General features: G+C 60.9%; 10 protein-coding genes. 2 read left to right on the top strand and 8 right to left on the bottom strand.

Translation table 11 applies throughout. From position 1 onward, the window contains the following. Positions 1-215: 215 nt before the first annotated feature. The 6 genes from QRN61_RS09725 to QRN61_RS09750 all read right to left on the bottom strand — a co-directional run bounded on the left by QRN61_RS09725 (position 216) and on the right by QRN61_RS09750 (position 7,521). Entirely contained in the window at positions 216-596 is a 381-nt protein-coding gene (locus QRN61_RS09725) for a DUF6124 family protein (protein ID WP_095138906.1), read from the bottom strand. Between the two features lie 457 nt (positions 597-1,053). Continuing rightward, positions 1,054-1,386: a DUF2790 domain-containing protein gene (locus QRN61_RS09730; protein ID WP_285373672.1), complete on the bottom strand. Its 333-nt coding sequence runs from the start codon at positions 1,384-1,386 to the stop codon at positions 1,054-1,056. Positions 1,387-1,452: 66 nt separating this feature from the next. Beyond that, on the bottom strand, positions 1,453-1,653 hold the full coding sequence (locus QRN61_RS09735; RefSeq protein WP_285373673.1) for a co-regulatory protein PtrA N-terminal domain-containing protein: 201 nt from the start codon (positions 1,651-1,653) through the stop codon (positions 1,453-1,455). A 212-nt stretch (positions 1,654-1,865) separates the two neighbouring features. Next, positions 1,866-5,015 carry a CusA/CzcA family heavy metal efflux RND transporter gene (locus QRN61_RS09740; protein WP_285373674.1) on the bottom strand — a complete coding sequence of 1,050 codons (3,150 nt, stop codon included), beginning with the start codon at positions 5,013-5,015 and terminating at the stop codon, positions 1,866-1,868. 15 nt (positions 5,016-5,030) lie between these two features. Next, positions 5,031-6,224 (bottom strand): efflux RND transporter periplasmic adaptor subunit, encoded by a 1,194-nt coding sequence (locus QRN61_RS09745; RefSeq protein WP_285373675.1) that lies wholly within the window; start codon positions 6,222-6,224, stop codon positions 5,031-5,033. 49 nt (positions 6,225-6,273) lie between these two features. Continuing rightward, on the bottom strand, positions 6,274-7,521 hold the full coding sequence (locus tag QRN61_RS09750; protein ID WP_285373676.1) for a TolC family protein: 1,248 nt from the start codon (positions 7,519-7,521) through the stop codon (positions 6,274-6,276). 412 nt (positions 7,522-7,933) lie between these two features. Here QRN61_RS09750 and QRN61_RS09755 point away from each other — a divergent pair, with 412 nt between their 5' ends. Together QRN61_RS09755 and QRN61_RS09760 are read left to right on the top strand one after the other, a co-directional pair. Then, positions 7,934-8,608 carry a heavy metal response regulator transcription factor gene (locus tag QRN61_RS09755; RefSeq protein WP_027614650.1) on the top strand — a complete coding sequence of 225 codons (675 nt, stop codon included), beginning with the start codon at positions 7,934-7,936 and terminating at the stop codon, positions 8,606-8,608. Next, on the top strand, positions 8,605-10,038 hold the full coding sequence (locus QRN61_RS09760) for a heavy metal sensor histidine kinase (protein WP_285373677.1): 1,434 nt from the start codon (positions 8,605-8,607) through the stop codon (positions 10,036-10,038). The genes QRN61_RS09755 and QRN61_RS09760 overlap by 4 nt, the downstream gene beginning before the upstream one ends. Before the next feature lie 390 nt (positions 10,039-10,428). Here the strand turns inward: QRN61_RS09760 and QRN61_RS09765 are convergent, their stop codons facing one another. Then, positions 10,429-12,171, bottom strand: a complete 1,743-nt coding sequence (locus QRN61_RS09765) for an ABC transporter substrate-binding protein (protein WP_285373678.1) — start codon at positions 12,169-12,171, stop codon at positions 10,429-10,431. A 47-nt stretch (positions 12,172-12,218) separates the two neighbouring features. Then, positions 12,219-12,491 carry a DUF2160 domain-containing protein gene (locus tag QRN61_RS09770; RefSeq protein ID WP_027614647.1) on the bottom strand — a complete coding sequence of 91 codons (273 nt, stop codon included), beginning with the start codon at positions 12,489-12,491 and terminating at the stop codon, positions 12,219-12,221. Between the last annotated feature and the right edge of the window lies 1 nt (position 12,492).

Raw genomic sequence — 12,492 nt, forward strand, 5'->3', positions numbered from 1 at the left:
TATTTTTCATTTTCTGACTCCTTGAGTGGCCCGGAGAGGTTTAGGCCATGCTCTTAACGTGAGATCTAACGTTTGAGGTGCGAAGCCATGAGAGCGACTTCGGAGTCGATTCTATACCGACCGTGTAGCTAATGCATATACGCGTATAGCTTTCAGATACACGGTCATTTTATTCAGGTCTGGCGAGAAAAGGATCCTCGTCAAAGGACCTTCGCCTACGTCGCGACTTCCACGTTATCCAGCGCTTTGTTCACCGCCAGTTCACCGAGCATGACCACCTGCGCGATGCCGAGCAGCGTCTTGCGATGCGTGCCCTCCAGCAACGCGGCGAAGTCGCCGAGCATCACCGTGGCCGAGGCCAGGGATTCGCAGGCGTTGGCCAGCAGGGATTCGGTGTCGGCGTTGGGATTGACCAGAAACAGCGCGTTGGCGGTGTAAGGCGTGGCCATGATGGGCGCTGCGGGCTTGAGGTAGTAGTCGAGGGCGCGCTCGGCGGCTTCGTGGAGTTTGTGGGTGTCGATGGCGGCGTAGGGGGATGTTGGATCGGGGTCTGCAGCAGCGTTCGCTTCGGGCGGATTGGGTGTTGGCTTTTTCATGGTGTATCTCCAGTCTTGCGGTGGAGCTGGCCCATTCGGTTCCACGCGATGGGTGGCAGCTGTACGCAGGTTGGAACCCGGGGACCAGAGAAAACCCGGCAGACTCGAAGTCTCCCGCGCACAGCCGCCATAACAGAGTGCACACCATGAAGGTGCGCAAGCATACGTCATGAAAGCCTCTTTTGCGCTTCTTGGGTCCCGGGGTTCCAATCCCGATCGCTGATTTGGCAGCGACCCACACAGGCTAGAGAGCGGACGTCCGAGGGACAACCTGAAAACATTGTGGGAAGGTTCAGCTTTTCCCACACAACCTTTAAACATTCCGAATCTAAATACAGATCGTGATACTGAAAATGTGCCCCGTGTAGGAGCTGCCGAAGGCTGCGATCTTTTGACTTTGAAGACCAAGATCAACAGAACGCAGCCTTCGGCAGCTCCTACAGGGATTAGGTGTTGGTTAGCCACCACTGTTGCGGCACACGCCTGCCACGCTGTACTTGAGCGTATTGAGCTGCCTTTGCGAGTCTTCGTAAGTCATGGCCGTCGGCACCACCGAGCAAGCCGGCTGCGGCTTCACCACGCTGACGATTTTCACCACGTCGAGCTTCATGCCGTATTCGTATTCCTTGACCACCGGCGCCGCTTTGCCGCGCTCGGCGGCGTATTGCTCCATGGCTTTGGCGTTGGCGCTGAAAGCACGTTCGAAAGTGCGATCGCCGCCGCCTTCACCCAGTGCATTTACCGACATCGCCATGACGCCGGCGAAGGTCATCCATTTGATCAACTGCATGTTTACTCCTCCGTAAAAAAGCCCGGCATCGGCACACGACAACGGGCTTGTTCCAGTGCGCCGGGCTTACAGGTCTTTGGTGCTGACGTCTTTCTTCTCGTTGACGACGACCGGGTCGCGGGCCTGTTCCTTGGCCACGAACAGCTCCACGGCGCGATCATTGGCAGTCATCATCCGGTCGAACGTGCGGTCACCGCCGCCTTCGGCCATGGCCAGGGACGACAACATCAGAGCGGCTGCGAAGGTGCTGAGTTGGGCGAATTTCATGGTTGATTCCTCGTTTAAGTAACTGACGGGATCAAGGTAACAAGGCGCACCTTTCGTGACGGTGGCGGGGGAATTACATATCCGTTATCTGCCGGATCAGTGCACGGAACCCATGTGGGAGCGGGCTTGCTCGCGAAAGCGGTGTGTCATCCAACATTGATGTCGACTGACACGGCCTCTTCGCGAGCAAGCCCGCTCCCACAAGGGATCACCTATTCAGACGGTACGGTGTCCTCATCCCGGCGATGGGCGATCTGGTACAGCGCGGGCAATATCAGAAGCGTGAGGATCGTCGAGGACAGAATTCCGCCGATCACCACGGTTGCCAGTGGCCGCTGCACCTCGGCGCCGGTGCCGGTTGCCAGCGCCATCGGAATAAACCCCAGCGACGCCACCAGCGCGGTCATCAACACCGGCCGCAAGCGCGTCAGCGCGCCGACGTTGATTGCCTCCGTCAGTGAGCGCCCTTCCTCGCGCAAATTGCGAATGAACGCGATCATCACCAAACCGTTGAGCACCGCCACCCCGGACAACGCGATAAACCCCACGCCCGCCGAAATCGACAACGGAATATCCCGCAGCCACAGCGCCATCACCCCACCGGTCAACGCAAACGGAATCCCGGTAAACACCAGCAACCCGTCCTTCAGATTGTTGAACATCATGAACAGCAAGCCGAACACCAGCAGCAGCGCCACCGGCACCACGATCTGCAAGCGCTTGGCCGCCGACTGCAGTTGCTCGAACTGCCCGCCCCAACTGGTCCAGTATCCGGCCGGCACCTGCACCTCGCGCTCGATCAGCGCACCGGCCTCGCTGACGAACGAGCCGATATCCCGCCCGCGCACGTTTGCGCTGACGATCACCAGACGCTTGCCGTTTTCGCGGCTGACCTGGTTCGGCCCGAGCACCAGATCAAGGCTGGCGACGTCCTTCAGCGCGATAAAACCGATCTGATTCGCCGCACCGCTCAGCGCCGGCACCGGAATCAGCAACGCCGACAAGCCGTCGATGTCCTTGCGCATGGCATCGGACAACCGCACCACCATGTCGAAGCGCCGATCGCCTTCGTACAAGGTGCCGGCCTGACGCCCGCCCACTGCCACAGCGATGGTGTCCTGCACATCGCCAACGTTGAGGCCATAACGCGCCGCCTTGTCGCGGTCGATGTTGATGGTCAGCACCGGCAACCCGGTGGTCTGCTCGACCTTTACTTCAGAGGCGCCGTTGACCTTTTGCATCGCCGCCGCGATCTTCGCTGCCGTGGCGTTGAGCACGTCCATGTCATCGCCGAACACCTTCACCGCGACATCGCTGCGCACACCGGAGATCAGTTCGTTGAAGCGCAACTGGATCGGCTGCGACAGTTCATAGTTGCTGCCCGGCAACGTCGCGGCGGCTTGTTGCAACTCGGCCATCAGGGTTTCGCGGGACTTGTTCGGGTCTGGCCATTGATCCTTCGGTTTGAGCATCACGTAGCTGTCAGAGATGTTCGGCGGCATCGGGTCGGAAGCGATTTCCGCCGTACCGGTGCGGGCGAACACCCGTTCAACCTCCGGCACTTTGGCCAGGATCAGCGTCTCCAAACGCTGCTGCATGTCCACCGATTGCGTCAGGCTGGTGCCCGGCACGCGCAGCGCTTGCAGGGCAAAATCCCCCTCACTGAGGCCCGGTACAAACTCGCTGCCCATGCGGCTGGTGAGCACGCCGCTGAGCACGATCACGCCCAACGCCGCGCCCACGGCCACCGTGCGATGGGTCATGACCCAGGCCAGCGCCGGCGCATACACCCGACGTGCACCGCGCATCACCACGCCCTCTTCTTCCTTGACCTTGCCGGTGACGAACAGCGCAATCGCTGCCGGCACAAAGGTCACCGACAGCAGCATCGCACCGAGCAACGCGATGACCACGGTGAACGCCATCGGGTGGAACATTTTCCCTTCGACGCCGCTCAACGCGAAGATCGGCAGGTACACCACCATGATGATCAACTGGCCGAAAATCAGCGGTCGGCGCGCCTCTTTCGCCGCCGCGAACACTTCCTTGAAACGCTCGGCACGAGTCAGCAAACGGCCGTGATGCTGCTGTGCGTGAGCCAACCGGCGCAGGGTGTTTTCGACGATCACCACCGCACCGTCGACGATGATGCCGAAGTCCAGCGCGCCGAGGCTCATCAGGTTGGCGCTGACTTTGTTGCTGAACATGCCAGTGAAGGTGAACAGCATCGACAGCGGAATCACCATCGCCGTAATCAGCGCGGCGCGGATGTTGCCGAGGAACAGGAACAGAATCGCGATCACCAGAATCGCGCCTTCGATCAGGTTCTTTTTCACCGTGGCGATGGCTTTGTCGACCAGGTGCGTGCGGTCGTACACCGGCACCGCGATCACGCCTTGCGGCAGGGATTTATTGATCTGTTCCAGCTTGCTGGCCACCGCTTGCGAAACGGTGCGGCTGTTCTCGCCGATCAACATGAACACCGTACCCAGCACCACTTCGCGACCGTTTTCGGTGGCTGCACCGCTGCGCAACTCACGGCCGATTTCCACGGTGGCGACGTTCTTCACCCGGATCGGCGTGCCATCGACATTGGCCATGACGATGTTGGCGATATCCTCGGTGCTCGCCACTTGCCCCGGCGCGCGGATCAGCAACTGCTCGCCGCTGCGCTCGATGTACCCGGCGCCGACGTTGGCGTTGTTGCGCTCTAGCGCGGTGATCAGATCGGTGAGGGTTAGCTTGTACGCGGCGAGGCGTTTCGGGTCCGGCGCGATCTGGTATTCCTTGGCGAAACCACCAATGGTGTTGATCTCGGCGACGCCCGGCACGTTGCGCAATTGCGGTTTGATGATCCAGTCCTGAATCACCCGCAGATCGGTCGGCGTGTAGGCAGTGCCGTCGTCCTTCAACGCGCCCTCCTGCGCCTCGACCGTCCACAGAAAGATTTCACCGAGGCCGGTTGAGATCGGCCCCATCACTGCTTCCGCGCCTTCGGGCAATTGCTCCTTGGCGATCTGCAGACGCTCGTTGACCAGTTGGCGAGCGAAGAACAGGTCGGTGCCGTCCTTGAAGATCACCGTCACTTGCGACAGCCCGGAGCGCGACAGCGAGCGGGTCTGCTCCAGCGCCGGCAAACCGGCCATCGCGGTTTCAATCGGGAAAGTGATGCGCTGCTCGGTTTCCAGCGGCGAGAACCCGGCGGCGCCGGTGTTGATCTGCACCTGGACGTTGGTGATGTCGGGCACGGCGTCGATCGGCAGTTTCTGATAACTGGCGATGCCGAGGCCGGCCATGAGCAGAACGGCAAGCAGCACGATGATGCGCTGCTCGATGGCAAACTGGATCAGGCGTTCGAACATGGGGACCTTCCAGAATTAATGGCTGTGCTCGGCTGAGGCTTTGCCCAGCTCCGACTTGAGGACGAAGCTGCCGGCGCTGGCGACTTGCACGCCCGGTTCCAGCCCTTGAGTGACTTCCACGTGGCCGGCGGCACGGTTGCCCAGTTCCACCGCCTGCGCCTTGAAGCCGTCGTCGGTACGCACGAATACCGTGGGTTTGTCCTCGACGCTCTGGATCGCGGTTTCCGGTACGGCGACTTTGGCCTGGCGGCTCTCGGTGGCGACCAGTGCGGTGACAAACAGCCCCGGACGCCAAGAACCCTGCGGGTTCTCCAGGGTCACGCGTACGGTCGCGGTGCGGGTTTGTTCGCCGAGCAGGCTGCCAACGTAAGCCACGCTGCCGCTCACTTCGGCTTTCAATTCCGGCGCGCTGACGGTGACCGGTTTGCCCACCTGCACCTGGGTCAGATCCTTGGGTGAAACGCCGAAGGTCACCCACACCCGGGACAAGTCCGAAAGGGTGAACGCGGCGGTGGTTTCATCGACCACCTCGCCCGGCGTCAGGTGTTTTTCCACCACCACACCGTCGAACGGCGCGCGCAGTTCGTAGCGATTGCCGCCGGTGGCGACCACGCTGCCGCTGAGCACGCTGATTTTTTGCCGGGCGTTGTTCATGGCGATTTCCGCCTCTTCCAACGCCTGCTTGGCTTGGAGGAAATCCTGTTCGGCGGAGATCTTGTCCTGCCACAGCTTCTTCTCGCGCTCGTAAGTGGTGCGCGCCAGCGCCAGGCGACGTTGCGCGGCGGCCTGTTCACTGCGCTGATCGGAGATCTGCTGACTGGCGATCACGGCCAGCAACTGGCCCTTTTTCACCGGTTGCCCGAGGTTGACCGCCACCGACTCGACCACCCCCGGCACGCGCGGCACGACGTGGGCAGTGCGGTCCTCGTCGAAGCGCACTTCGCCGGGAAACGACAAGCCGAGACTGATGCTTTGCGCCCGGGCCTCGGCCAGTTGAATGCCTGCGGCGGCGATCTGCTCGGCGCTCAATTCGATGTGGCCTTCTTCGGCATGTTCGCCTTCGGCGGCAGCGCCCTCCTCGGCGTGATCGGCATGTTCGGAAGCCTCATCGGCATGCGCGTCGATGTTTGAATTGGCCGGCCACAGCGAACCGAGGCCAATGCCTAGCGCCAGGGTCGCCACCGCGACCACCATCAGTTTTTTATCCATGGAAACTCCTCTGCGCCGTGCCATCGCGCAGTTGTCTGAAAAGTGAAATTCAAGGGCTGACGCTGAGGTCGCCGAAGATCCGTTCGAGGCGCACACGGGCGTCGGTCGCCTCGCTGACGGCCTGGATGTATTGGCTGCGCGCAGCGATCAGGGTGCGTTGGGCATCGAGTACATCGAGGAAAGCGAACTTGCCCATTTCGAAACCGCGTGTGGCGCTGTCCACTGCGCTTTGTGCGGCGGGCAGGATGGTCTGGTTGAACGCGTTGACTTCGCCGTTGGCGGTCTGCCATTGCTCAAGGCTGGTCTGGACTTCGGTGCGCAAACGCAACTCGGTGGCGTTGCGCAGATCCCGCGCCTGATCGGTGCGCCGTGCGGCGGCGAGCACGTTGCCCTGATTGCGGTTGAACAGCGGAATCGGCATCGACAGCCCGACCACGTTGACCCGTTCGCGCTCGGTTTCGCTGTACTGACTGCCGATGCTCACGGTCAGATCGGGAATGCGCTGGGACTTTTCCAGGCCCAACGAGGCTTCGCGCTGATCGATCTGCAGTTTCGCCAGACGCAGCTCGGCGGTCTGGTTCAGACGCTCGAGCAAACGGCCGGGCGGTGGCAGCGTGGCGAGGCTTTGCGTGGCGGCCTGGACGTTGGTCGAGGTCGGTAACGGCGCGCCCATGACTTGCGCCAGTTGCTGATAGGCGTTGGCCTGATCGCGCTCGGCGCGGCTCACCTCCAGGCGCACTTCCGAGAGCTGCACTTGCGCCCGCGTGCCTTCGACCGGCGACGATTTACCGGCCTCGATCCGCCCTTGGGCCACGCGCACACCGTGCTCGGCCAGTTGCAGCGACTGGCGCGCCAGCTGCAAGCGTTGCTGCGCGGTTTGCGCGCTGTTGAACGCCTGAATCACATCGGCGCGCAGGGCATTGCGCTTGCGCTCCAGTTCGATGCCGGCGGTGTCCTGCGCACGGCTGGCGACATCGATGCGCGCACCGCGTTTGCCGCCCAGCTCAATCGGCTGACTGAGCATCACCGTGGTGGTGCGCGAGTTGCGCCGGGTGTCTTCGGCCTCCGACGACACCTCGGGATTGGGGATCAGCCCGGCCTGCTGGCGATCGCCCTCGGCAATACCGATTTCCCATTGCGCGGCAGCGAGATCGGGGTTGCCGGCGAAGGCACTTTGCAGCGCCTGATCCAGTGTCAGGGTCGATGCGCTGGCCAAGCTGCTGCCAACCAGCAACAAGAGGCCGCTGGCAGCTTTTTTCAGGCGTGATCGCGCCGTCAGTTCGATTAAACCGGGCAATGGAGGACTTCCTTTAATTCAGGATTTTTCGATGCCGCCACGTTAGGGTTTTGAACTTATCGACAAGGTGACTGGAACATTACAAATCCGTTATCCACGGTTCAGCAAAGTTGTTTTGTTCTAGGATGCGAAGTGCAATCGGCTTTGCCGCAATACATGGAAACAAATACTCGGTAGTTATCTGCCGAACAGCCCTTGCCTGAATGCAATACAAGTCTGTTGGCGCATTCAGGCTGCGACAGGCTGTCGCGGATGGCCGTTTTAAAGACCTCCAAGATTGACCCTGTAGCCACTACAGCCTTTACCGTGTTCGTCATTCAGTTATTGAACAACGTCCGGAAGACCTTACAAAAACCATAACTTTCCCGGCCACCTTAATTAAATATCCCTTAAATAAAAGTGGTGATAGATCATGCGAATCCTTGTCGTCGAGGACGAGCTTAAAGCTGCCGAATACTTGCATCAGGGTTTGACCGAAAGTGGTTATATCGTTGATCACGCCGCCACCGGTGCCGATGGATTGCATCTGGCGCAACAGCAGGCCTATGACCTGATCATTCTCGACGTGAACTTGCCGGAACTGGACGGTTGGGGCGTGCTGGAACAACTGCGCCGCACCCACTCGACGCGGGTGATGATGCTCACCGCGCGCGGGCGGCTGGCGGACAAGATTCGCGGTCTGGACCTGGGCGCAGACGACTATCTGGTCAAGCCGTTCGAGTTTCCCGAACTGCTGGCGCGGGTGCGCACCCTGATGCGCCGCAGCGAAAACATACCGGTGCCGCAGGTGTTGAAAGTCGCTGATCTGGAACTGGATCCGGGCCGGCATCGGGCGTTTCGGGGGGCGCAGCGCATCGACCTGACCACCAAGGAATTCGCCCTGCTGCACTTGTTGATGCGCCAGTCCGGCGAGGTGCTGACCCGTACGCAAATCATCTCGCTGGTGTGGGACATGAATTTCGACTGCGACACCAACGTGGTCGAAGTGTCGATCCGGCGCTTGCGGGCGAAGATCGACGACCCGTTCGACAACAAACTGATCCACACCCTGCGCGGTGTCGGCTACGTGCTGGAGGCGCGGGAATGAAGCCGGCCAGCCTGTCGATGCGCCTCGGTCTGACGGTGAGTATTCTCGGCGCGCTGTTGGTGGTGTTTCTGGCGATCCTTGCCTATTTCGCCCTGACCCATGAGCTGAATGCACTGTCCCGCGACAGCCTGCAAAAGAAGATGGCGCAGGTGGAGCACAGCCTGTCGCTGTATGTCGACGCCAACGAAGTCAGTGGCAGGCCGCACATTCTGCTCGATCAGGTCATGGGCCATGACAACCTGACGCTGACGATTTATGACCGTTCGAACCTGCGTACGCCGCTGCTCAAATCCGGCTCGGGACTCAAGGATCCACGCGCCGAATTGCGCGCAGTGCGAACCACCACCGAACAATTGGCCTATAGCGAAAGCATCGATGACGAGGGTGCGAAGTTCCTTACCGCGTCGAAGCTGATTCGGCTCAAGGACGGCAGCAGCGTGCCGGTGCTGTTGTCGATGGACAACGCGCACGATCAGGCGCTGCTCAGCGCCTATCTGCGCTCGACGCTGATTGCCTTGCCGCTGTTGCTGGTGTTCATCGGCCTGACGGCGTGGGGCGCGGTGCAGCGTGGATTGGCGCCGCTGCGCGAGTTTCGCAAAGTGGCGGCGAGGGTCTCGACGCAGGATCTGGAGCATCGGCTGTCGGTGGTGAACATGCCGCAGGAGTTGAGCGAACTGGCGCAGGGCATCAACTTCATGCTGCATCGGCTGGATGCCGGGGTGCAGCAGTTGTCGCAGTTCTCAGATGACCTGGCGCATGAGTTGCGCACGCCGATCAACAACCTGATGGGCAAGGCCCAAGTGACGCTGTCTCGCGAGCGCACGAGTGAGGAATACCAGGATGTGCTGGTGTCCTGCACCGAAGAGCTGGAGCGCGTGGCGCGGATTGTTTCGGACATGCTGTTTCTGGCGCAGGTCAGTCATCCGTCGGCACTGGCGCCATTTGAAACGGTGCCGCTGGAGGCGGAAGCGGCGAAGGTTGCGGAGATGTTTTCGCTGGCGGCGCAGGACAAGCAGATTCATTTGAATGTTGTTGGCAGCGCATCGGTGTTAGGCGATCGGCTGATGATCCAGCGGGCGATTTCCAATCTGCTGTCGAATGCGCTGCGTCATTGCCCGAACGGCAAAACCATCACCTTGCTGATCGAGCAAGGCGCAACGCAGGCTTCACTGCTGGTGAGCAATCCCGGTGCCGGCATCGAGGCGCAGCACCTGCCGCACCTGTTCGACCGCTTCTACCGCGTCGACAGCGCCCGCTCGCGCTCACAGGGCAGCACCGGGCTGGGACTGGCGATCGTGCGCTCGATCATGAGCCTGCATCAGGGCGTGGCGGAGGTGAAGAGCTTGCCCGGCGTCATGACCGTATTCCGCCTCGGTTTTCCCGCTGTAACCCCCATGGCCCCATCGCTGGCAAGCCAGCTCCCACAGTGAGTCGCGGTGAACCCGGACTTTGATGGCGTCACAAAATCTGTGGGAGCTGGCTTGCCAGCGATGGCGGCGGGTCAGTCACATCTTTGTTGTCTGACACTCCGCTATCGCGAACAGGCTCGCTCCTACAGTGAATCGCGGTGAACCCGGACTTTGCAGGCGTCACAAAACCTGTGGGAGCTTGCCTGCAGCGATGGCGGCAGGTCAGTCACATCCTTGTTGTTTGACACACCGCTATCGCTGGCAAGCCAGCTCCCACAAGAGTTTGTGGTGTGCCCAGATTGTGTGAGCAACACAGAAACCTGTGGGAGCTTGCCTGCAAGCGATTACGGTAGATCGGGCAACAAAACAAACGGCACCTTCCGGTGCCGTTCGCTTTTCACATTTCAGCCTTTACTTACGCGCATCCGCCCACGATTTCAGCAGTTCGTTGTAGCTCACGGTCTCGCCCTTCGGCTTCTCGTTGGCCAGTTTCGGTTTCGGTGCGCCTGGCTGGTCGAACCAGTACTGTGCGTCGCGCTCCGGGTTCATTTTCGGGGCGCATACTGCTTGCGCCTTGGAGCGTTCGAGGCGCGACATGATCGCGTCCTGATCCTTGGCCAGGCCGTCCAGCGCCTGTTGCGGAGTCCTCTCGCCGCTGGCCGCTTCGGCGATGTGGCTCCACCACAATTGCGCCAGACGCGGATAGTCCGGCACGTTGGTGCCGGTCGGGGTCCATTGCACGCGGGCCGGGCTGCGGTAGAACTCGACCAGGCCACCGAGTTTCGGCGCCAGATCGGTCATCGCCTGCGAGTTGATGTCCGACTCGCGGATCGGCGTCAGGCCGACGATGGTTTTCTTCAGCGACACGGTTTTCGAGGTGACGAACTGCGCGTACAGCCACGCCGCGAGCTTCTGTTTCTCAGGCGTGGATTTCATGAATGTCCACGAACCCACGTCCTGATAGCCGAGCTTCATGCCCTCTTCCCAATACGGCCCGCGCGGCGACGGCGCCATGCGCCATTTCGGCGTGCCGTCGGCGTTGACCACCGGCAGGCCCGGTTTGGTCATGTCGGCGGTGAACGCGGTGTACCAGAAAATCTGCTGAGCGATGTTGCCTTGGGACGGCACCGGGCCGGACTCGGAGAAGGTCATGCCCGCCGCTTCCGGTGGCGCGTAGGCCTTGAGCCAGTCGACGTATTTCTGCGTGGCGAACACCGCCGCCGGGCCGTTGGTGTCGCCGCCGCGGGTCACACTGGAACCAACCGGATGGCAGTCCTCGACGCGAATCCCCCACTCGTCCACCGGCAAGCCGTTGGGCAGGCCCTTGTCGCCGCCACCGGCCATGGAGAACCAGGCATCGGTGAAGCGCCAGCCCAGCGACGGGTCTTTCTTGCCGTAGTCCATGTGGCCGTAGACGCGTTTACCGTCGATTTCCTTGACGTCTTCGCTGAAGAATTTGGCGATATCTTCATAGGCCGACCAGTTCACCGGCACGCCCAATTCGTAGCCGTACTTTTCCTTGAACTTGGCTTTCAGATCGGCGCGTTCGAACCAGTCGGCGCGGAACCAGTACAGGTTGGCGAACTGCTGATCGGGCAATTGATAGATCTTGCCATCCGGCGCGGTGGTGAACGAGATGCCGATGAAGTCCTTGATGTCGAGGGTCGGTGAGGTGAAGTTCTTGCCTTCGTTGGCCATCAGGTCGGTGATCGATTCGGTCTTGCCGTAGCGAAAGTGCGTACCGATCAGGTCCGAGTCGTTGACCCAGCCGTCGTAGATGTTCTTGTCCGACTGCATCACCGTCTGCATTTTCTCCACCACGTCGCCTTCTTGCAGCAGGTCGTGGGTGAGCTTGATCCCGGTGATTTCGGTGAACGCCTTGGCCAGCACCTTGGACTCGTATTCGTGGGTGGTCAGGGTCTCGGAAACCACTTTGATTTCCATGCCGCGAAACGGCTCGGCGGCCTTGATGAACCACTTCAGTTCTTCGAGTTGCTGATCGGCCGTCAGGGTCGACGGTTTGAACTCGCTGCCGATCCATTTTTTCGCCGCGTCTTCGTAGGCATCGGCCCAGGCAGATGCGCTCAAACCGCTGAGTGCCAGCATGGCTGCCAATGAAATGCTATGTCGCAGCTTATTGTTTTTGTCGAACATAGAGACCTCCAGTTTGAGTTACGGAGCACGATTGCCGAGCGACTCGACTAGCCCCAGCGCATCACAACCAACAGCCACACCAGAGACAGCGCGGACGCTACCCAGATGCTCCAGTCGGTGACGCCGATTACCAGCAGATGCAGGTAGGCGCTGCCGAGAAGACCGATGAACAAGCGATCGCCACGGGTGGTGGCAATCGGCAGAAAACCGCGTCGCAGGATGCTCGGCGAGCGCAATTCCCAGGTGGTCATGCCCACCAGCAACAGGCCGATGGCGATAAAGAACCCCGCCGTGGGGGTGGTCCAGCTCATCCATTCCATC

The organism is Pseudomonas sp. lyk4-TYG-107 (assembly GCF_030209055.1).
GTDB lineage: Bacteria > Pseudomonadota > Gammaproteobacteria > Pseudomonadales > Pseudomonadaceae > Aquipseudomonas > Aquipseudomonas putida_A.